The following is a 21,721-nucleotide window of genomic DNA, read 5'->3' as shown; positions in this document are numbered from 1 at the left end:
GAGCGGTGGCGTGCAAGCCAGCTGGGCTGGCGCCATGTCGCACCCGCGGCTTACCACTGGCGGCTAATCGGTCGCATCCCGACATGCACGCCACGCTCCAACCAGCGCGCAGGCCGTGGCCGCATTCACGCCTCGCCGCCAGCGCAACCGCGATAGTGACCGCAGACTCGTCTTTGCCTGCGCCCATGCCCTCTCTTCGCGATCGCTTTCAGCGCTGGCCCCGGCCGTGGCGCATTGCAGTGGTCATTGCGGTAGCGGCGTACGCGCTGTATCTGCTTGCCGGTAACCTGTTCCTCAACACGCCGTTGTTCGATGCCACCACCAACCGGCAGCCGCACAAGTTCACCATGCAGACCGGCCCGGCGCTCACGGTGTTCCCCGGGCAGGTGATGGCCTGGAACGTGCGCATGCGCGGTCAGGCCAACCGTACCGTCTACGTCTTTCATGCCGATCGCGCCAATGCGCGCATTGCAGTGTTGCCGCTGTTTCGGCGTGAAGTGCGCTTGCCGTGGCTGCATGCCACCGGCCTGAGTGCGGAAGTCGACATGTCGGACACCGCCATTGCGCCACCGCCACGCGGCAATCAGGGCTGGACGCTGCGCTTTAACGCGATCACCAGCAACAGCATCCGCAGTGCGCGCCTGGGCAAGTTGCTGATCGCCGGGCACGGCCACGGCAAGGTCGGTTTTCTCAAGCAGCTCAAGGGTGGGCCGTCGGAGTTGTTTCCCTCCGAAGCGGGCTTTACCGACGCGGTGGTCAGCTACGACGGCGTGCAGGTGTTCAACGGTGCGCAGCTGGATGCGAACTTCCAGTTTCCGCGCCATTACCGCGAGACAGCGCCGGGTCTGCGCAAGCTCGGCATCACCCGTGCGCGCCTGCAGTTGAAGGCCAGCACGGTTGCGTTGAAGATCGATACCGGCGCGCCGCACGTGGATATCCGTAGTGGGGCGTCGGCGGCGCGGGTGGAAGCCGACATCAGCCTGGATGGCGGCGCGTTGCAGCCCGGTAGCCATGCAGTATGGCGGCTGCCGCTGATGGCCGGCGTGGGCGCCACCGATCGCGGCATGCTGGCGCTGCAGCTGGATGTGGCGCGCGATATCCGGGTGCAGGCGCGGCTGCCGCGCGATGAAGCCACCGGCAGCGAGCTGCACGCCGATCTGCGCGTGGCCGGGCGCAGCATTCCGTTCCAGGAGCCGGCGCAGATCCTGCCGCGTTTATCCGGGCAGGTGCGTGGACGCTGGAAGTTCGAATCGCTGAACTGGATTGCCGAGCTGTTCGTGCGCAAGCCGTGGTTCCAGCTACAAGGTGGTGGTCTGGTCGAGGCCGATCTGCATCTGGCGCAAGGCCGGCTCGCCAGCGGCAGCAGCCTGGACATTCCGCGCGTGGACGCTGTGGCGCAGGTGTTCGATACGCGTCTGGCCGGGATCGCCAAAGCGCATGGACGCATCGACGATGCCGCCACGCCGCAAGCGCACCTGGATGTGCGCATTCCCACCTTCAAGGCCACGCCGCACGATGCGCCCAAGCAGACACTGCTGGATGGCCGCGATCTGCAGCTGGCGATGCAGGGCGATGCGGAACTGGCGCGCCTGCGCGACACGGTCAAGGCGCAACTGCGTTTCAGCGATGCGCGCGTGCCCGATCTCACCGTCTACAACCGTTATCTGCCGGGCAAGAACCTGCGCCTGCTCGGCGGCAGTGGCAGCCTGACCGGCGACGTGGCGCTCAATGCCTCCGGCGAGGTCGGTAGCGGCCACGCCAACCTGCGCGGACAGGGCGCGCATCTGGCGATGGCAGGCGTGCAGATGCAGGGCGATGCCGAGCTGCAGGCGCAGCTGCGACGCGCCGATTTCAAGAACAAATTCTTCGACCTCAGCGGCACGCGCGTACGATTGCGCAACATGCGCGTGGGCGATAACCGCAACGACAGCGCATGGTGGGGCGAGATGACTGTCGGCGCCGGCACCATCCAGGCCAGTGCGCCGTTTCAGGTGGATGCCGATGCGGCGATTCGCATGCGCGATGCCGCGCCGCTGCTGTCGGTATTTGCGCAGCGCGCCGACTATCCGCGATGGGTCTTGGGGTTGCTGGACTCCGGCGAGCTCGATGCCACCGGCCGGGTGCGCTGGCGCAAGCAGAACGTCGTGATCGATGACCTGCATGCAGAAAACGCACGCCTGTCGTTGCGGGCCCGGCTGGCCTTGAACGACGCGCAGCGGCGTGGCGATCTGTATCTGCGCTGGGGCGTGCTCGGCGCCGGCATCGAGCTCGATGGCACGCAACGCCAGTGGCATCTGGCCGGCGCACGCGCGTGGTACGACGCGCAGCCGGGTTTGCTGCCCGCAGTGGCGAGCTCGAAGTGAGGCGTCCAGCGCTCGAGGTCATGTGGCGCGTGGTTGGCGCTCGCTGCGGTTAGTGCAGCGCCGGACCTATCACCGCTTCGAGCGGGGATTCGTCTTGCGTTTTGTGCCTGCGCGAACCGGGATGAGGGCTCGCTGCGCATGCACGCACATTGCCTTCACAGCTGCATCCACGCTGCTGCGCGACTCACGCGCGACGCGCTGCCCCTCATGGAGCGACGCGGCGTACTGCACTTACGGCACACTTGACCCATTGCGCCGCGTTGCAGGCGCGGTCTTCAGGAGCCTGCCGCCATGACAACGCCCATTCGTGCCCGCTGGCGTGCATTGCCCCGTGGAGTGCGCTGGCCGGTGGTGGCGCTGCTGACGCTGTACGCGAGCTATTTGCTGCTCGGCAATCTGCTGCTCAATACGCCGCTGGGACCGGCGGCGCTCAGTCGCAAACCGGACAGATTCACAATGCAATGGGGCCCGGGCGTGACCTGGTGGCCCGGGCGGCTGGCACTGTGGAATGTGGACATGCAAGGCCATTCGCCACGCAGCAGCTGGAACGTCAGTGCGCAGCGCATGAGCGGGCAGGTGCGGCTACTGCCCTTGCTGCATCGACAACTGCTGGTGCCTCAGCTGCATGTCTCCGGTGTGCGTGCAGGACTGCATGCCGCCGTCGCGGCGTCGGGTGGTGCGGCGACGCGATCAGCGGCCCGCATGCCAGACGCCCAGGCTGCCGCCGCACCGATGCATGGCGCATCCGCAACGCATGCGGTCGTCGCAGTGCAGGATGCGACACCGACACCGATAAAAAACGCCGAGGTCTCGGCGAGCACGCCGCCACCGCAGAGTGCTCGCGCATCCGCGCGCATGCCGCAGTCCGCGCAGCCGCCCCGTTCAACCGCCGCAACTGCCTCGACTGCTCCAGCCTGGACCCTGCAATTCGACCGCATCGTTGCCGAGCAGGTGCAGGCATTGACGCTGCGCCAGCTGCATATCGAAGGAGACGGCAACCTGCAGCTCGGCGTGTTCAAGCAGCTGCGCGGCGGCCCCATGGAACTCTTCCCCTCACGTGCGACGTTTGCCAACGCACGGATGCGCTGGGGTGACAGCGACGTGTTGCGCAACGGCCAGCTACGCATCGACGCCAGCATCGCGCGACATGCGCCCGATCAGGCGCGCGGGCTGGCGGTACTGCTGCTCACCGACGCGCTGGTGGAGCTGCACGGCGACACCGCAGCGTTGCACGTGACACGCAATGCGCAGGGTCGGCAGACGCTTGCCACAGGTGCCGGCAATGGGCGCGCAGATGGTCAATTGCGCTGGATGCGCGGCGTCCTGCAGCCAGGAAGCCAGCTGCAATGGCGCGCGCCGGTGTACGACAGCATGCGCACGCCGGCTGCGGCGCTGGGCGAGCTTGCCGCGCAGTTGCAGGTCGATCAGGACATGCACGTGAAGGTGAGCATGCCCGAGCCGGCCGATGCCGGTCTGACGCTGGACGCCGATCTGCGCGTGCAAGGCCGGCAATTGCCGTTGCAATCCCTGCGCACCCTGCTGCCGCGCACCTCCGGGCATGCGCGCCTGCATTGGCAGCTGTCTTCGCTGAGCTGGATTCCCGCGTTGTTTCCCGATGTCGATTGGCTGACGTTGCAAGGCGATGGCCTGGTGGATGCCGATCTGCGTATCGATCGTGGCCGGCTCGGTGCCGGCAGTCGCCTGCAGGTGCCGCACGTACGCGCGCATGTCGGGGTGATGGGACACGCGATCGACGGAGAGGCCAGCGCCGATCTGCGCGTGGACGCCGATGCAGATGGACAGGTGTTGCCGTCACTTGCCCTGCAGATGCAGCAGTTCTCGATCGCCCATCGCGACGCACCCACGCGCCCGTTCGTGCAGGGCCGCGATCTGCGTCTGGATCTGCAGACGCGCGCCGATGCACGCAACCTGGCCACGTTGCGCGATGCCACGCGTGCGCATCTGCTGTTTTCCAATGCGCGCGTGCCGGATCTGCGCGCCTACAACCGCTATCTGCCGCAGCAGCAACTGCGCTTCGATGGCGGCAGCGGCGTACTCAGCGGCGATCTGCAGATCGAACCCGGCGGGCGTATCGGCAAGGGCGGCCTGCGCATCGGCGCCCGCGCGGCGCGGCTGCAGTTTGCCGGCCTGGCATTGCGTGGCGATGTGGATGCGGATTTGCGTTTGCAGCGCGGCGATCTACGCGCAGAGAACTTCAGCCTCGATGCCAGCAACATCCAGCTGCGCAATGTCGGCTTTACCGGCCCGGATGGACAACGCCGTGATGGCTGGTGGGCGCGCATCGTCCTGGAAGACACGCGCATGCAATGGCGTCCGCCGGTCGGTGTGGATGGACGCGTGCGGATCCAGATGCGCGATCTGGCATTTCTGATGGCGCTGTATACGCGCGACCACTCGATCCCGGACTGGATGCTGCGGCTGGTGGATGCCGGCCAGGCGCAGGTGACCGGCCGGGTGCATTGGCAGGGCGAGACGGTCATCGTCGATCGCCTGCAGGCGCGCAACGCGCGCTTTCAGGTCGATGCGCGTCTGCGTCTGCAGGGCAGCCAGCGCAGTGGCAGCCTGCTCGCGCGCTGGGGCGTAGCGAGCGCGGCGGTGGGCTTGCGCAACGGCACGCCGGAGTGGCACGTGCTGCGTGCGGCGCAGTGGTACCAGGCTCAGCCGGATTTGCTGCGATAACCCCGGAATTGGGCCAATGTGCATGCGGGCATAAGCACCAGTTCTGTACTGCCTGGTGTTGTTTTGCAGTGCAGCGTGCAAGTCGCGTTTGGGGCGCGCACTATGCTCCTGCATCCCGACGTGGGGGAGGGAGCAAAGCCCGCTGGCAGTTCGCTGCAAGCGGGCTTTTTTATTGCCCGTCACCTGGCCGGTCGAGTCTGGATGAAGTTCGTTGGCGGTTGGGGCGCTGCGGTGGGAACGGTGTTGTGGCCGGGGTTGCTGAGTCTGGCTGCGCTGGGGGGGGGCGCCCGGGCTGGCCTATGCGCTGCGTTCCGGCGCATCCCTGGCGGTGGTCCTGGGAGGCATGGCTTGCCTGGCAAGCGGCCGGCAGCGCCTGTAGTGACGGCGGCGCACTGCGTGCGTTTGTCGCCAAGGCGCTGCAGGAGTCCTTAGGTGAGCCCGGGCTTCAAGGCACGGGGTGACACGTTGATCTGGGGAGTTCGCATCGGCGGTGTGTTGCCTGCAGCGCGCAGCGCCACCCCACTGCGGTGATCGATCACCCACACGTGCCGCTGCCGCGCGGGGATGCCAGAATCCGCGCATGTCGCTGCCCACCTCATCCGCATCTCCTGCGCTCACCGCTCTGATCGAGCGGGCTGTCGCGCGTGTCCGTCAGGCCGCTTCGGCCGATCAGCCCTGGCCGGGCGCCGATGTCGACCGGCACCTGGAGCAGGTGGCGCTCGCCAGCGAATGTGCGCTCGACACCTTGGCGCGCCAGCCGGCGGTGCTGCATCACCTGGCGCAGCCCGACCCACCGCCCTTGCCAGTGCCGGTGCTCGATCCGGCCCAGCCGCAGGATTGGCCGGCGCAGCTGCGACGGTATCGCAGTGCCGAATCCACGCGTCTGGTGTGGCGCGACGTGCTCGGCCTGGACTGTGTGGACGACACCCTGGCGGGTGCCACGCGGCTGGCCGAGACCTGCCTGCAGTGCGGGCTGCAGGCGCTCGAACAGCAATTCGAGAGCCGCCATGGGCAGGTCATTGCCGAGGACGGCAGCGTGCAGCGGCTGGTGGTGTTCGGGCTGGGCAAGCTGGGCGGTGGCGAACTGAATTTCTCGTCGGATGTGGATCTGGTCTACGCCTATCCGCAAGGCGGCCAGTCCGACGGCGCGCGTGTGCTGGCGGCCGAGGAATATTTCGCACGCCTGGGCCAGCAGTTGGCCAAGTTGCTGGATGAAACCACCGCCGATGGTTTCAGTCACCGCGTGGATCTGCGTCTGCGCCCGTTCGGCACCGCCGGGCGGGTGGCATTGTCGTTCACCGGCATGGACCAGTATTTCCAGCGCGAAGGCCGCGATTGGGAGCGCTACGCCTGGCTCAAGGCGCGCGCGGTGGCCGGCGATATCGATGCCGGCGAAGCATGGCTGGAAACGCTGCGGCCGTTCGTCTACCGGCGCTATCTTGACTTCACCGCGCTGGACGGCCTGCGTGAGATGAAGGCCGCGATCACGGCCGAAGTCGCACGCCACGATCGGCTGGACGATATCAAACGCGGGCCGGGCGGCATTCGTGAGATCGAGTTCCTGGCGCAGTCGTTGCAATTGATTCGTGGTGGCCGCGAGCCGGCCCTGCGCGAGCGTCGCCTGCTGCCAGCGCTGCAGGCGCTGGTGGACGCAGGCCAGATCGACGCCGACAACGGGCACGCATTGACCGAGGCGTATCGCTTTTTGCGCCGGCTCGAAAATCGCCTGCAGATGCTGCGCGATGCGCAGACGCATGCCTTGCCGCAGGCGCCGCTGGACCGCGAACGCATCGCGCTCGGCCTGGGCTATGCGGAGTGGGCGGCGTTGCTGCAGGCACTGACGCCGCACCGCACTCGCGTGGCCGCCGAATTCGCTGAACTGCTGGCGCCGCGCGTGCGCACCACCGCCCCGGATGCGCTAGCCGATTACTGGCGTGCGTTGCCGGAAGGCGATGCGGCGCCGTTGTCGGGCATCGGCCTGCACGATCCAGGCGGCGCGCATCAGGTGCTGGCCGAGTTCGCCCACGGCTCCGGCGTGCGCGCGCTCTCCGACAGTGCGCGTGCACGGCTCGACCGCGTCATGCCGGCTCTGCTGCACGCGGCCACCCGCGCCAGCCAGCCCGATGCTGCGGTACGCCGTATGCTCGGGCTGCTGCAGGCCACCTTGCGCCGTACCAGCTATCTGGCGCTGCTGGACGAACAGCCCAGCGCGCTCGCGCGGCTGGTCGATGTGCTCTCGCGCAGTGCCTTGCTGGCCGAACGCCTGGCCGCGCATCCGTTGCTGCTGGACGAATTGCTCGACACCCGCATCAGCGGGCCGTTGCCCGATCGTGAAGCCTTGCACGTTGCATGTGTCGACACCTTGCAGATCCACGACACCGAGGCGGCGTTGCGCGAACTCAACGAGCGCCGGCTTGCGCTGAGTTTCCGTATTGCATTGGCCACGCTCGACGGTCGCCAGGCGGCAGTGCAAAGCGCGCGGCAATTGGCCTGGCTTGCCGAGGCGGTAGTGCAGACGGTGCTGGAGCTGGCACACCGCGAACTGATCGCAGCGCATGGGCAGGTGCCAGGCGGCCACTTCGCCATCATCGGTTACGGCAGTCTGGGCGGGCTGGAACTGGGCTTCGGGTCGGATCTGGATCTGGTGTTTCTCTACGATCACCCGCGCGACAGCGAGGCCTCCGATGGTGCGCGGCCGCTGGACGCCGGGCGCTGGTTTGCCCGGCTTGCGCAGAAGGTGATGGCATTGCTCGCTGCCGAAACCGGCGCAGGCAGCCTGTATGAAATCGATGTGCGGCTACGCCCGGACGGCGGCACCGGTGCACTGGTGTCGTCGCTGGCCAGCTACCGCGAGTATCAACGCGAGCGCGCCTGGACCTGGGAGCATCAGGCGCTGGTGCGTGCGCGTGCGGTGGCAGGCGATGCCGCGCTGTGCGATGCCTTCGCGCAGGTGCGCAGCGAGACGCTCGCACGCGCGCGCGACCCTGCACTGCTGCATGAGGATGTGCGCAAGATGCGCACCCGCATGCGCAGCGAACTGGATCGCAGCGATGCGGGGCGGTTGGATCTCAAACAAGGCGCCGGCGGTCTGGTCGATCTGGAATTCGTGCTGCAGGCCGGCGTGCTCGGCCAGGCCGCACAGCAGCCGCAGTTGCTGCTGGCCTGCGATACACCCACGCTGATCGATGCGCTGGTACAGGTGCAATGGCTCCCGCCGGAGAGCGCAGCAGCGTTGCATCAGGCCCACGCCACGCTGGTGGAAGCGGGCCTGAGTTGCACGCTGGACCGCAGGCCACGGTTGATCGCGCCAACGCCTCCGGTCCAGCAGGCACGGCAACAGATTTTCAACACTGCGCGGATGCAGGGGCTGGAGTTTCCGGCCGGCAAGGATGCCGCGCCGTTGTAGCCGGTCGATGCGTCTGCGCGTTGCGCTGCGATCAGTCGTGCCTGCAGACCGGCCTGGTGGATGGCTGGTCGTATCGGACTCTGCACGCAATCCCGGCTTGCAACGCGCGCGCGCCAGCCTGGCGCGCTCAGGGTCTCGGTGGTGGCGTCGTCCGCCATAGCAAGGCGCGGAACGGCCCCAGCAAAAACACGCCCATCCCCAGCTTCACCGCCAGATCGCCAGCCGCCCAGCTGACCCAGGGCAACGCCATGCCGGCAAAGCCAATGCTCCAGAAGATCGCCGTATCCAGCGTGGCGCTGCAGGTGGTCGCCACGATCGGCGCGCGCCACCAGCTGCCACGGCGCAGCCGATCGAACACGGTGATATCCAGTAACTGCGCAGCGATGAAGGCAGTGCACGACGCCACCGCGATGCGAGGCGTGGCCAGCCACAGCGACAACATCACCGCCAGCACAAAACCGCACCAGGCGACCTTGCGCGCCGCACGCGGCCCGAAGCGCCGGTTGATCAGGTTGCTGACCAGAAACGCCAACGGATACGAGAACGCACCCCAGGTCAGCCAATCGTTGATCGGGTACTGCACCAGGATGTTGGACAACAGCACCACCGCGCCCATGGCCAGTACCGACCACGCCAACGCGCGTGCCGTGAGGGGGGTAAACAACGTGGGCGAAGTGGTGGGCATGGCGGTGCGGCACGCATAAGTCAGCGCGGATTATCTGCGTCTGGGTGGGTGTGGGCCAGTGCGCGGGGCCGGGCGCAGACGCGGGCGCGGCATGCGATCGGGAGAAACGGTGTGCTGGCGCCGGCTTTGCTGGTGCACCTCAGGGTGGTTGCGCAATCGCTGGATGCGTTCATCGATCGGCTGTGTCGCCGCGCTGGTTGCTGGTTGCCTGCCGGCGCGTCAACAGTGCCAGCACCAACAACGCAAGCGCGCACACGCCACCGAACACATCGCCGATGCGGGTATAGAGCGTGGTTACGTGCGGGCCGATCCGTACGTCGACGATCGCGCTGGTTCCGGGCATCGGCGCGCTACGGGTTTGCAGCTGCACGCGGCCGTAGGCATCGGTGACGCTCAGGAAGCCTTCGCGCGCGTTGCGCACCACGGTATAGCCATTTTCCACGCCACGCAGCGCCGTCATCTGCGCCGACATCCACGCATCGCGATAGGCGAAATCCCAGGCCGGCACCAGCATCAGCGCCGCGTTGCGCTGGCCGTTGGCCCGTGCCAGCTGCGCGAACAGCATGTCCTTGCAGATCGCCAGCCCCCAGCGCATGTCATCGACACGATGGATGGCGTAGTCGGTTCCATGCGCATACTGCTGCGCGCGTTCCGGCGGGGCCAGAAACTGCTTTTCGTAGCGCTCCACGCGCACGCCTTGCGGGTCGAACAGCCAAGCAAGGTTGCGCGGCTGTGCGCCGTGTTCGGCAATGCCGATCAATACCCACAACCGGTGCTTCCGGGCGAGCGCGCTGTAGTGCTGTTGCCACTGCGCCAGTTGCTGCGGCGGCAACACCGCGATTTTCTCCGGCAACACCACCAGCTGCGCGCCCTGCGCCGCCAACGTAGCGATCAGGGCGTCGTAGCGATTGCGGACCGGTTGCCAGTACACCGGCGCGGCCGATGGACCAATCGAGTCGTCGATGGCGGCCAGACCGATGCGCAATGGGCTGCCTGTGGCCGGCGTCTGCAGACGCCACATGCCGTAGCCGGCGCTTGCCGCCAGCGTCAGCGTGACGGCAGCAAGGACCAGTACCGGCCGGCGCACCGCATGGCCACGCCACACCAGCAGCGCCAGCGCCGAGGGCACCAGGCACAGCACGAACAGCAGCCCGGACACCCCGGTCAACGCGGTCAGCTGCAGCAGCGGTAGGACATCGGCCTGCGTGTACGCGGGGCTGCCCCAATTGCCGTCCGGCAGCAGCCGCGCCATCAACAGGTCGGCGCATACCCACAGCAGCGGATAAGCCAACACGCTCCATCCATTGCGCAGACATCGCACCACGCCACGCGCACCCATCACCACCGCAGACCACAGCAGTGCGATTGCGCAGGTGGCCAGCACCACCGCCGGCAGCGGCATCACCAGTCCGAAGTAAGGCACATAGTGCGTGGCCGCCACCGTGGTGGCCAGCAACACCGCGATGCGTGCGTGCGCCTTGCGCTCGATGGTGTAGGCCAGCCACAGCACTGGTGCCGGCGCCAGCCACACCCACCACCACGGCGGTTGCAGGCCAACCCCAAGCCACAGCGCCGCACCTGCGAAAAGCGCAGCCGGCAACAGGCGGGTGGGCGATCGCGGCGTGTGATCCATGCGCTGTCCGATCAAGGGGGTGGATCGATCATGCAACGTCACAGCCCCTGTGTGGCGATGTGCGCCGTGGTCGCCTGCACATCGCGTAGAGCGACCAGCAGTCCGCTGGCGCGGCGACCGGGCAGACACGACCCTTCGTTGCAGAAGGTGACGTTCGTCCGCTCCGTGTGCCCGAAGCGGGCTAGCGTGTTGTCGCTGCGCCTGCCGGCATCACCAGGTCTGGGTGGTGTTTTGCGCGGCCGATTCGGCGGTCGGCACAAAGGCCAGCGCCTGGCCCTGTGGCGATTGCACCGTCCACCCGGCGCCGGCAGGGCTGGGCTGGAAGGTCACGGTGTCGCCGACGCGGAAGCCGGCGGTCGGGTCGTCCTGGCGCGCCGGCCAGCGCAGCAGTGCGGTGTTCTCGGTTTGCTGCGGGTCCTGCAACTGCACTTCGCAGCCGCCATCGGTGGTTTTTTCCACTGACTTGACCCGCATCGGCGGCAACGGCCCGGCGGACACCTTGTTCGATGCATCGCTGATCGCTTCCGAGCCCGCGATCGCACTGTGGCCAACCGCCAACGACACGAAGTACGGCGCAGAGATCACCAGGATCGCGGACATCACCGACGCATCCCCGCGCGTGATCGTCGGCAGGCCGGCGTTGGCTCGCAGGGGCTGGCCGCATGCAACGGCCAGCAGCAGGCCAAGTCCGGCAGAGCGAAGAGTGAGGTTCATGGGGACGCTCCGTGTGTAGAGATGCGGCGTGGGATGGGAAAATCCTGCTGCAGCACATGCGCTTGCTGCAGGAAATCGAACACCGACTCGACCGTGATCACCGAATAGTTGCCGGAAATCCGCTCGCCCGCAGGATGGTCGGTCACGGCCGCATTGGCAACGAAGAAACGCGCGCCGATGCGTTTGCCCAGATCGAGATGCAGGCGGGTGGGCTGGTAGCCGTTGGTCTTGAGCCAGGCCTGCGCGCTGCGGCGATCATGCACCGCTGCAGATGCCGTGGCGCTTGCGTCGGTTGCCGCGAGTGCAGCCGCCACTACTTCAAGCACCCATTGATTGGAATTTTGATACTCGGTGGAGAAAGGGTAGGCAATGACGCTGTAGCGCGCCTGGTGCAGTGTGTGCGCCAGCACGCCGGGGTCCTGCAACAGCGTGCGCAGCTGCCGTTGCAGTGCAGGCGTGGGCACGCCGACGCGCAGGTCTGCGTTGAGGGCGCTCTCGCCGATGAAGTTGCTCAAGCCTTCGCGATATAGCTCTGACGTGTCCGACTTGCATTGATTGAGCAGGTGCCTGACGCGCCAGCTGCCGTCTTCCTCGCGCAGCGCGAATGCCAGATGGCTGTGTTTGAGCCCATAGCGGCTCAGGTCCTGGCCGCCGCGTGCCAGTAGCACCACCTGCGCGCCCTCCAGTGCATCCAGCGCCTGGCGTGTGGAGCGTGCCATGTCGAACATCGCCGCCAGCGTCGCCGGTGTTGGGTAATGCGGCGTGCAGACCGGCGCGGCCGCTGCGGGCGAGGCGGCAAGCAGGCTTGCCAGCGCGAGTGCGATGACGCACCGCGTGCGCGTGGTGGATACGGTTCGCATGCAGATGCGACGTCCTTGTGTCTGCGTGTCACTCACGCCGCACCATCATACGTGCAAGCGCGCGCGGACCAATGCGGCGATACGTTGGGTTTCGCGCAGCGGCGCGAGGTTCGGCTGCGCAGCGAGCATGCCGCCCGCATCGCATAACCGACTCTGCGCGTGCAGTGACCGAAGGTACTGCCCAACCCGTCCCTGTGCCTGTTCGGCAAACGCGGCAACCACCGGAACCCGCGTGGCGCAGGCTTCGGACAGCAGGTTGACCGAGTCGGCGCTGGCCACGATCGCATCGGCCCAGCCCAGCAAGCCGGCATATGCATTGCGCCCATCGCGCGCATCGCACCACAACACACCGGGCAAGCCTGCGCACACCGCGCGTAGCGTGGCGATCGCCTCGGCCGGGGTGCGTCTGGAGGCGGTGACCAACAGGCTGCCGCCGGCCGCGCGTACCTGCTCGCGCAATTGCGCACACAGCGCCGCCAGCGCCTGGGGCGACCACGGCACCTGCGCAGTGGGGCCGCCGATCAACACTGCCACACGCGGGCAGGGCAACGTGCCGAGCGTGGCGAAGGCGGCGCGCCCGGCGGCCAGCCAGGCGTCGTCCACCGGATGCAGGCTGCCATGCAAGGTGAGCACGTTCTCGCCACGCAGACGGTCGTGCACGGGCACGATCAGCAGGTCCCACCGGGCCGGGTCCATGCGCGGGTCAAGGATCTGCACCGCGCGGCTGCCGCGTGCGCGCAGCAGTCGGGTGGCCAGCGCAGCCTGGCGTCCGCAGCCAATGGCCACTGCCGGTGGTTGCTGCAGGTGCCGGGCAAACTCCACGCCGAAGGCCGCGCGCGCCCCAGGCAACCAACGCGGCGCCGCCCAGCGCCAGGGAGCGCGCGTGTGCAGATGCATGGCCGTCATCGACTCAGGCTGCAGCGCACGCGCAAGCGCTTCGGCCTGGCGTGCATTGCCGGCGCGGCCGTCGCTCAGCGCCCAGGTCAGCACCATCGTTTCAGATCCGACATAGGTTTGTTTCAGATTAAGCGTGTGCCGCAGCAATCGCGCCACTTTACACTGCGGTCTTCACGCCGGCGTCGTTGCTGCATCTTACTGTCGTCCATTCCTTGCCTCCCGGAGCCTTCATGTCCGACCTGCTCAACGCCACCGCGCTGGATCAGCTGTTTCGCACTGCCCGCACGCAAAATGCCTTTCTCGACAAGCCCGTCAGCGACGAACAGTTGCGTCAGCTCTATGACCTGGTGAAATGGGGGCCCACTGCGGCCAACGGCTCGCCAGCGCGGTTTGTGTTCGTGACCACCCCGCAGGCCAAGCAGAAACTCGCCCCGGCGCTGTCCGAGGGCAATGCCGCCAAGACGCTGGCCGCGCCGGTCACGGTGATCATCGGGTCGGATGAGGATTTCCACGAAAAACTGCCGTACCTGTTCCCGCATGCCGACGCAAAAAGCTGGTTCGATGGCCCGCGCGAGGGGCGCGTCGAATCGGCGTTCCGCAACAGCTCGCTGCAGGGTGCGTATCTGATCCTGGCCGCACGTGCGTTGGGTCTGGATGCCGGCCCGATGTCCGGTTTCGACAATGCCAAGGTGGACGCCGCGTTCTTTGCCGGCACGTCGATCAAATCCAATTTCCTGGTCAATCTCGGCTACGGTGACTCGGCCGGACTGTTTCCGCGCCTGCCGCGTCTGAGTTTTGACGAAGCCGCACGCATCGAATAAGCGGCTGCCCACACGCTTTCCTGCAGTCCTCGTCCGTCTGCGTCTGTTCCATCCGCGTTGTTCCAACGCGTCTCTCATCACATGGAGTTTCAATGAAGACCACCCACAAACTGCTGCTGCCGCTTGCCCTGACCCTGGCCATTGCCGCCTGCTCCAAGCCGGCCGACAACGCTGCCGTGCCTGCTGCCGAAACCCCGGCTGCCACCGCGCCGGCCGATGCCAGCGCTGCTCCGGCCGCTGCGCCAGCTGCCTCGACCGCACCGGCAGTGGAAGTGGCCTCGGGCACCTACACCCTGGACCCGAGCCACACCGACGTGCTGGTGCAGTGGAGCCACTTCGGCTTCTCCAACCCGACCGCGCACTTCGGCAACGTTGACGGCACGCTGGTGTACGACGCCGCCGACGTGACCAAGTCGACCGTGCAGGTCACCCTGCCGTTGTCCGGCCTGAACAGCTTCACCGCCAAGTTCGACGAGCACCTGAAGAGTGGCGAGTTCTTCGACGCGGCCAAGTTCCCGTCTGCCACCTTCAAGAGCACCAAGGTCGAAGCGGCCGGTACCAACAAGCTGACCGTCACCGGCGATCTGACCATCAAGGATCAGACCAAGCCGGTCGTGCTGGACGTCACCATCAACGGTGGCGGCGAGCACCCGATGAAGAAGGTGCCGGCTGCCGGTTTCGACGCCACCACCACGATCAAGCGCAGCGATTTCGGCGTGGGCCAGTACGCCCCGAACGTCAGCGACGAGGTCAAGATCCGCATCACCACCGAAGCCCTGCAGGCCAAGGCCGGCGACGCTGCTGCGAAGTAATCAGGCAATTGCTCGCGTTAGGGCCCGCCATTGGCGGGCCCTAATTTTTTGGGCAAGTTTCAAGCGTCTAAGCCCTTGATGGAGTCGCTTCTGATCAGGTGGTTTGCTCGATTGGAAGTAGATAGATCTGAACGCCGTGATCGCCGAACGTCGCGGTCGTGTTTCCCGCAATATTCATTACCGCAAGGGTTTTCCCTTTTGCGTCTGCCAGAACAAGTGCGTAGATGTCCCCAAATCGTGGGTCGTTACGGATAATGGATGCGCTTACGCGGTATTTTCCGTTGTCCGGTAGAACCAGGACGGGCGACATTTCGCCAGGGCTTAGTTGAAGGTCAACGTCTCTTCCGCCCAGATCACCTCGAACCTTCACCTCTAACTATCTGTTTCTTCGGTATTGCCCGAGGAAGAGCGGTGGTGTGTGCTTGCTCAGCCGAGTAAGCAGCGATGGGCGATGCTGCCAAAAGCGCAATGGCAACGGCTCCTGATAAAAAGCGGCGACGTTCATCTGCCTTCATATCTTTCATGGGACGCCTCTCGATCGAGTAGGTCCATCAGGTGGCAACACACCGATCAGATAAAGATTTACGGGATCCTCGTGTTTGCGTTCCAGCAACGGCACTGATTAAGAGCGGCTAACAAAACGACTTCGCGTCAGCCTACTGCAGGCCGGCTATCTGCGGCCTGGCTGCAGGGCCCTTGCCCGCCACCATCGCGGGACACGCTGCAAGGACGTCCTTGTAAGCTCTTACGCGGCATCCATGCCGCGTAAGGTCCCGCGACGCTGGGCAGGCAAGGACCAGTGGAGAGTGTCGGTGCGCATGGCTTTCAAAAAAACAGCCATGAAACTGTCTGGCGCGGTGTCCTCGCCGCTTGCGGGACCGTGTGGCGGCATGGATGCCGCCACCGAGCCTCCAGGGATGGATTCACGGCGTGTCCCGCGAGCGGTGAGGGCACCGCGCATTCGACCCACTCAGTGTTTGATCTGGACTTCTGACGGCATCCACCAAGATACGGCCGACAAAACCGCTGCACTCACTGACAGGCGCTCGCTCGCCAGGTTTTGTTAGCTGCTCTAAGTGTCAACACTTGTTGTGTTCGCTTGATCGACGCTGTAATTCGAACGCAGCTCCGCACGTTTGACGATCGGGCTGGCCAGGTGATCAAGCGCGGCTTGCGCTGACCGCGTCGCAGCGCGCGCTTCTAACCGACGATGCGCGGGGACAATCGCAGCATCCGTGTCGGGCTCATGCTGCAAATCCGGGTCAGCACCCTCTCTAGTCATCATCGATGTGCATGCGCCGTACCACGCCTTGAACGCGCTGGTACGACAGAAGCGGCGGCACAGGCGGGTCTCGCCAGCCGGTCCAGTGGCTTTATGGATGGAGGTTTCCGATTCCGATCGCCGGAAGCATCGTCAGATGCGACAGATGTTTGTTGGCTACTCTCGCTGGATCACCAGAGACCGGAGCGTTTGGCCTTATTCCCCAGCCGGATCCGCCTTCCAATACCCCTTTGCGCGGATCCACTCCTTGTCCACGCCCATGTGCTCTTCCACAAACTTGCGCATGGCCCGCGTGCGCATCGATTCGGCACCGATCCAGTAGAACGTGTCGCCGTCGTGCGGCTCGTAATCGCGCAGGCTGTCTTCCAGCAAGGTGCTGCTGGCGGCATCGAAGCCATTGCGCTCCAGCCAGTACACATCGACATCGGCGGCGCTGATCAGTTCCTGCCGCTCGTGGGCATCGGCCACTTCGATGAAGACCTCTGCGTGCAGGTCGGCCGGCATCGACTCCAGCCAGCGGCCGATCGCTGGCAGCGCGGTTTCATCGCCGATCAACACATAATGGTCGAAGTCGTCGGCCACCAGAAAGGAGCCGCGTGGGCCGCCGATCTTCAGCGCGTCGCCGGGCTGCGCCTGTGCGGCCCAGCTGGATGCCACGCCGTCGCCATGCAGCACGAAATCGATACTCAGCGCGTTGTTTTGCGGGTCGAACGCGCGCGGTGTGTAGTCGCGGCCGGGCGAGGGCAGTGCACCCTCGGCGTAACGCGGTCCTTCCGGGGTCATGGTCGGCAGCACGAAGGCGCCATCGGCATTGGGGAAAAATAGTTTGACGTGGTCGTCCGGCGCTTCGCTTTGAAAGCCGGCCAGCTCGCTGCCGCCAAAGACGATGCGGCGCATCTGCGGCGTGATCGATTCGCAACGGACCACGTGCACGGAGCGCAGGCGCGCGTCGCGGCGAACTTGGGTATTGGTGTGTGCAGCCATGGTGGTGCGATTCCTGATGGTGTCGCGCGCACAGGCGCGGCGTTGGTGGGGGGAGCGGATGCGGTGGTGTTGTGACACAGCACCCGGTGGCGATCGGCTGGCGTCGATGCTTCAACACGACTCAGCGTTCGCCCTGCTCCATGCCGTCGGCGGCGGCGTTGAGCAGTGCGGCAATCCGTTCGGTTTCTGCGTCGCTCCATTGACCGTGGCGTGCGAACAGGCCGTGCTTGATGCGGTGGATCGCCTCGCGGATGGGGGCGGGCGTCTGCGCCTTGATCAGCTCGCGGGCGCGGCGATGGGTGCGCGCCAGTGCGGCATCCAGGGCGTCGCGTTGATCGGCGGCGTAACTGCGGCCGGCGTCGGTGATTCGATACTGCTTGCGGCCCTGCTCCAGATCGGTTTGCACCCAACCGTTGGCGTCCAGCTGCGCCAGCGCCGGGTAGATCGCGCCGGCGCTGGGCGTGTACAGGCCTTTGAACAGCGCCGTGATCTGCCGCATCAGCTCATAGCCGTGGCGTGGGTGTTGTTCGATCAGCGCCAGCAGCAGCAGGCGCAGGTCGCCGTGCCCCAGCGGCCGGATGCGCGCACTGCCGCGCCCGGAGACGTTGCGGTCGGCTGCATCCAGGTCGGCCAGGACCTCATGGTGGCGGGTGTTCGGTTTCATTCGATATATCGAAGCATGCGAAAAAGATATATCGAAGTTGAGGCGACCGCAAGCATGTGGCTGTCGCAGCGCTGACCCGCAGCCGTCACGTCATCCGCCGATGCTGCAACGCGTCTAGACGCGGTCCATCTCCATAATTACGATGTAATTACTCCGACATTACGGGCGCGTCCCGGTGAGGCAAGGCATGAGTCGACAGTGGGACACCCAGGCCGAAGGCCGGCGCAAGCGCCTGCAGCGTGCCGCCGCGCTGGCGCCGCAAGGCCGCGTGGTGGCCGCCAACGATGTGGTGGCGCTGCTGGAGGCGGTGATCGAACCCGGCGATCGCGTCTGCCTGGAGGGCAACAACCAGAAGCAGGCCGATTTCCTGGCGCGCTGCCTCACCGAGGTGGACCCGGCCCGCGTGCACGACCTGCACATGGTGCAGTCGGTGCTGTCGCTGGCGTCGCATCTGGACGTGTTCGAGCGCGGCATTGCCAAGCGCCTGGATTTTTCGTTCTCCGGCCCGCAGGCCGCACGCCTGGCCGGGCTGGTCAGCGAGGGGCGCATCGAAATCGGCGCCATCCACACCTATCTGGAATTGTTCGGCCGCTACTTCATCGACCTGACCCCGCGCATCGCGCTGGTCACTGCACAGGCGGCCGATCGACACGGCAATCTCTACACCGGCCCGAACACCGAAGACACCCCGGTCATCGTGGAGGCCACCGCGTTCAAGGGCGGCATCGTCATCGCGCAGGTCAACGAGATCCTCGACACCCTGCCACGCGTGGACATCCCGGCCGATTGGGTGGACTTCGTCACCCAGGCGCCCAAGCCCAACTACATCGAACCGCTGTTCACCCGCGACCCGGCGCAGATCTCCGAGATCCAGGTGCTGATGGCGATGATGGCGATCAAGGGCATCTACGCCGAATACGGTGTGGACCGGCTCAATCACGGCATCGGTTTCGATACCGCAGCGATCGAATTGTTGCTGCCCACCTACGCCGAATCGCTGGGGTTGAAGGGCAAGATCTGCCGGCATTGGGCGCTCAATCCGCATCCTGCATTGATCCCTGCGATCGAGTCGGGCTTTGTGCAGTCGGTGCATTCGTTCGGTTCGGAACTGGGCATGGAGAAGTACATCGCCGCGCGTGGGGATGTGTTCTTCACCGGCGCCGACGGCAGCATGCGTTCCAATCGCGCGCTGTCGCAGACCGCCGGCCTGTATGCCTGCGACATGTTCATCGGCTCCACCTTGCAGATCGATCTGCAGGGCAACAGTTCCACCGCCACGCGCGACCGCATCGCCGGTTTCGGCGGCGCACCCAACATGGGCTCGGATGCGCGCGGCCGCCGGCATGCCAGCGCCGCCTGGCTCAAGGCCGGACGCGAAGCTGCACGACCGGGCGAGATGCCGCGCGGGCGCAAGTTGGTGGTGCAGATGGTGGAAACCTTCCGCGAGCACATGGCGCCGGCCTTTGTCGACAAGCTCGATGCCTGGGAGCTGGCCGAGCGGGCCAACATGCCGTTGCCGCCGGTGATGATCTACGGTGACGACGTCAGCCATGTGCTGACCGAAGAAGGCATCGCCAACCTGCTGTTGTGCCGCAGTCCCGAAGAGCGCGAACAGGCGATTCGTGGTGTGTCCGGCTATACCGCCGTTGGCCTGGGCCGCGACAAGCGAATGGTCGAAAACCTGCGCGATCGCGGCGTCATCAAGCGACCGGAAGACTTGGGTATTCGTCCGCGCGATGCCACGCGCGACCTGCTCGCCGCGCGCACGGTCAAGGATCTGGTGCGCTGGTCCGGTGGGTTGTACGACCCGCCGAAACGTTTTCGCAATTGGTAGGGGGCACAGCATGGAAACCCTGCGGTATCGCTTCGATGGTCAGCACGGCGCACGCGCCGGTCTGGAACATGCGCTGGTGGGCGTGGTCGCCTCCGGCAACCTGGAAGTGCTGGTCGAGCGCGTGCCGCTCGACGGCGCGATGGAGATCGACATCCTGACCGCCGCACGCGGCTTCGGCACGATCTGGGAGGCGGTGCTGGACGATTTCGTCGCGCGCCATCCGCTGCGTGACGTGCGCATCAGCATCAACGATGTCGGCGCCACGCCTGCGGTCGTGAGCTTGCGCCTGGAGCAGGCGATGGACGTGCTGCAAGGAGACGCCGCATGAGCCATCTTCATTTCGCACAGCCTGGTCTCGCCACAGAGACGCTGCAGCGTACGAAGCGCGTCCTGGACAACGCGCTGCTTGCGCATGCCTGCGCTGCTGCATGGGCCAACGGGAGCCACGCATGAGCACCACCATCCCCCTGGCCGAGCGCAGCTACTACGAAGCCGAAGCACGCGAGCGCATCGAGGGGCTGCTGGATGCCGGCAGTTTTCACGAGTTCGTCGGCCCGCGTCGCCGTCTGGTCAGTCCGCATCTCGCTCAGCTCGATACGCCCGGCGCCTTCGATGACGGCATCGTGGTGGGCGAAGGCAGGTTGCGTGGGCGCACCGTCCTGATCGCCGCCCAGCAGGGCGCCTTCATGGGCGGCGGCGTCGGCGAAGTCCATGGCGCCAAGCTCACCGGCCTGCTCGAACGCGCCGCCGCCACGCAGCCGGACGCGGTGCTGTTGCTACTCGACACCGGTGGCGTGCGCCTGCACGAAGCCAATGCCGGGCTGATCGCCATTTCCGAGATCATGCGCGCCACGCTCGACACGCGCGCGGCCGGCGTGCCGGTGCTGGCCTTGATCGGCAGCGGCAATGGCGCGTTCGGCGGCATGGGCATCGTGGCGCGCTGCTGCAGCGCGGTGATCATGTCCGAAGAAGGCCGCCTGTCGCTGTCCGGCCCGGACGTGATCGAGACCGTGCGCGGCGTGGAAGAGTTCGACGCCCGCGACCGCGCACTGGTGTGGCGCGTCACCGGCGGCAAGCATCGGTATCTGCTTGGCGAGGCGCAGACCTTGGTCGCCGATCGCATCGCCGCGTTCGCCGATGCCGCCGTCACCACACTTGCGACGTCGGCCGAGCCTGCAGGCGACGACGCCCTGCAGGCGCTGGAGCACGCGCATCAGCACTTGGCCGCGCGCATCGATGCGTACGGCGACTGCCGCGACGGCCTGGACATCTGGGCGCTGCAGGGCATCGTCGATGCGCCACGCCTGCCGCTGCTGGATACCGACGACTTTCTTGCCGCCACCGCCGATCGGAGCACCCCATGGAACTGAGCCAGCTGCTGGATCGCCTGTTCCCGCTCGGTCACCGCATCACGCGCAACGATGACGTCCTCACCGGCAGCGCAACCACGGCTGCAGGCGAGGTCACCGTCATCGGTACCGCCAACAAGCTGGAAGTCGGTGTGGACCACGCGCTGGCATTGGCCGCCACGGTGCTGGCGAGTACGCGCGCGCATCCGCAGCGACCGATCGTGATGCTGGCCGACACCGCCGGCCAGCGGCTCGCACGGCGCGACGAACTGCTCGGCATCAATGGCTATTTCGCGCATCTGGCACGGTCGCTGGATCTTGCGCGCAAGCGCGGCGCACGGCTGGTCACGCTGGTCTATGGCGAATCGGTCAGCGGCGGCTTTCTGTCGTTCGGCTTGATGGCCGACCACATCCACGCGCTGCCGGATGCGCAGATCCGCGTGATGGACCTGCGTGCGATGGCGCGCATCACCAAGCAATCGGTGGAAACCTTGCAGGCGTTGAGCAAGCGCTCGCCGGTATTCGCGCCAGGCGTGGAGAACTACGTGCGCATGGGTGCGGTGGAATCGTTGTGGGGTGGCGATCTGGCGCAGGCGCTGCTCGATGCGTTGGCCGCACCCAGCGAGGGCGATCGACGTCGTGCGCTCGGCGCGCAACGCGGCGGGCGGACCCTGGCGCGCGATGTCGCCGCCGCGGTGGCAGCGGGCGAGGCCTGAC

General features: G+C 66.3%; 16 protein-coding genes and 1 pseudogene. 9 read left to right on the top strand and 8 right to left on the bottom strand.

Translation table 11 applies throughout. The annotated features are described in order from the left end of the window. Positions 1–185 precede the first annotated feature (185 nt). The 3 genes from GGR62_RS10200 to glnE all read left to right on the top strand — a co-directional run bounded on the left by GGR62_RS10200 (position 186) and on the right by glnE (position 8,469). Positions 186–2,363, top strand: a complete 2,178-nt coding sequence (locus GGR62_RS10200) for a hypothetical protein (RefSeq protein WP_184407796.1) — start codon at positions 186–188, stop codon at positions 2,361–2,363. Positions 2,364–2,654: 291 nt separating this feature from the next. Then, positions 2,655–5,063, top strand: coding sequence for a hypothetical protein (locus tag GGR62_RS10195; RefSeq protein WP_184407795.1), 2,409 nt, complete (start codon positions 2,655–2,657; stop codon positions 5,061–5,063). A gap of 580 nt (positions 5,064–5,643) precedes the next feature. Continuing rightward, on the top strand, positions 5,644–8,469 hold the full coding sequence (gene glnE / locus GGR62_RS10190) for a bifunctional [glutamate--ammonia ligase]-adenylyl-L-tyrosine phosphorylase/[glutamate--ammonia-ligase] adenylyltransferase (RefSeq protein WP_184407794.1): 2,826 nt from the start codon (positions 5,644–5,646) through the stop codon (positions 8,467–8,469). Positions 8,470–8,596: 127 nt separating this feature from the next. On the opposite strand, the gene GGR62_RS10185 is transcribed toward glnE, so the two are convergent. The 5 genes from GGR62_RS10185 to GGR62_RS10165 form a co-directional block, all read right to left on the bottom strand. Then, positions 8,597–9,154 (bottom strand): queuosine precursor transporter, encoded by a 558-nt coding sequence (locus GGR62_RS10185; protein ID WP_184407793.1) that lies wholly within the window; start codon positions 9,152–9,154, stop codon positions 8,597–8,599. Positions 9,155–9,323: 169 nt separating this feature from the next. Continuing rightward, complete coding sequence (locus GGR62_RS10180; RefSeq protein WP_184407792.1) at positions 9,324–10,787, bottom strand: nitrilase-related carbon-nitrogen hydrolase; 1,464 nt, start codon at positions 10,785–10,787, stop codon at positions 9,324–9,326. A gap of 210 nt (positions 10,788–10,997) precedes the next feature. Continuing rightward, positions 10,998–11,501, bottom strand: coding sequence for a hypothetical protein (locus GGR62_RS10175; protein ID WP_184407791.1), 504 nt, complete (start codon positions 11,499–11,501; stop codon positions 10,998–11,000). Then, positions 11,498–12,361 carry a DUF2145 domain-containing protein gene (locus tag GGR62_RS10170; protein WP_184407790.1) on the bottom strand — a complete coding sequence of 288 codons (864 nt, stop codon included), beginning with the start codon at positions 12,359–12,361 and terminating at the stop codon, positions 11,498–11,500. Before GGR62_RS10170 ends, GGR62_RS10175 begins: the two co-directional genes overlap by 4 nt. Positions 12,362–12,406: 45 nt before the next feature. Next, positions 12,407–13,354, bottom strand: a complete 948-nt coding sequence (locus GGR62_RS10165; protein WP_184407789.1) for an ELM1/GtrOC1 family putative glycosyltransferase — start codon at positions 13,352–13,354, stop codon at positions 12,407–12,409. A gap of 134 nt (positions 13,355–13,488) precedes the next feature. Here GGR62_RS10165 and GGR62_RS10160 point away from each other — a divergent pair, with 134 nt between their 5' ends. Beyond that, positions 13,489–14,079 (top strand): malonic semialdehyde reductase, encoded by a 591-nt coding sequence (locus GGR62_RS10160; RefSeq protein ID WP_184407788.1) that lies wholly within the window; start codon positions 13,489–13,491, stop codon positions 14,077–14,079. A 92-nt stretch (positions 14,080–14,171) separates the two neighbouring features. Next, positions 14,172–14,891 carry a YceI family protein gene (locus GGR62_RS10155; RefSeq protein WP_184407787.1) on the top strand — a complete coding sequence of 240 codons (720 nt, stop codon included), beginning with the start codon at positions 14,172–14,174 and terminating at the stop codon, positions 14,889–14,891. Positions 14,892–14,985: 94 nt separating this feature from the next. On the opposite strand, the pseudogene GGR62_RS10150 reads toward GGR62_RS10155, so the two are convergent. From GGR62_RS10150 to GGR62_RS10140, 3 genes and pseudogenes are all read right to left on the bottom strand, one after another. Next, a pseudogene (locus GGR62_RS10150) lies at positions 14,986–15,286 on the bottom strand (hypothetical protein). A 1,082-nt stretch (positions 15,287–16,368) separates the two neighbouring features. Continuing rightward, positions 16,369–17,157: a siderophore-interacting protein gene (locus GGR62_RS10145; RefSeq protein ID WP_184407786.1), complete on the bottom strand. Its 789-nt coding sequence runs from the start codon at positions 17,155–17,157 to the stop codon at positions 16,369–16,371. Between the two features lie 121 nt (positions 17,158–17,278). Beyond that, a complete protein-coding gene (locus tag GGR62_RS10140; protein ID WP_184407785.1) occupies positions 17,279–17,821 on the bottom strand; it encodes a PadR family transcriptional regulator in 543 nt (180 codons plus the stop codon). Between the two features lie 187 nt (positions 17,822–18,008). Here GGR62_RS10140 and mdcA point away from each other — a divergent pair, with 187 nt between their 5' ends. The 4 genes from mdcA to mdcE all read left to right on the top strand — a co-directional run bounded on the left by mdcA (position 18,009) and on the right by mdcE (position 21,720). Next, a complete protein-coding gene (mdcA, locus tag GGR62_RS10135) occupies positions 18,009–19,655 on the top strand; it encodes a malonate decarboxylase subunit alpha (protein WP_184407784.1) in 1,647 nt (548 codons plus the stop codon). A gap of 10 nt (positions 19,656–19,665) precedes the next feature. Further along, on the top strand, positions 19,666–19,983 hold the full coding sequence (mdcC, locus tag GGR62_RS10130) for a malonate decarboxylase acyl carrier protein (protein ID WP_184407783.1): 318 nt from the start codon (positions 19,666–19,668) through the stop codon (positions 19,981–19,983). A 121-nt stretch (positions 19,984–20,104) separates the two neighbouring features. After that, complete coding sequence (locus GGR62_RS10125; protein ID WP_184407782.1) at positions 20,105–21,025, top strand: biotin-independent malonate decarboxylase subunit beta; 921 nt, start codon at positions 20,105–20,107, stop codon at positions 21,023–21,025. Continuing rightward, positions 21,016–21,720 (top strand): biotin-independent malonate decarboxylase subunit gamma, encoded by a 705-nt coding sequence (mdcE, locus tag GGR62_RS10120; RefSeq protein ID WP_184407781.1) that lies wholly within the window; start codon positions 21,016–21,018, stop codon positions 21,718–21,720. The genes GGR62_RS10125 and mdcE overlap by 10 nt, the downstream gene beginning before the upstream one ends. Position 21,721: the final 1 nt, after the last annotated feature.

The sequence above is a fragment of the Xanthomonas sp. 3075 genome, from assembly GCF_014197275.1.
Lineage (GTDB): Bacteria > Pseudomonadota > Gammaproteobacteria > Xanthomonadales > Xanthomonadaceae > Xanthomonas > Xanthomonas campestris_B.
Note: the sequence above shows the minus strand (reverse complement) of the source record. Positions and strands in the feature narration are given on the sequence as shown.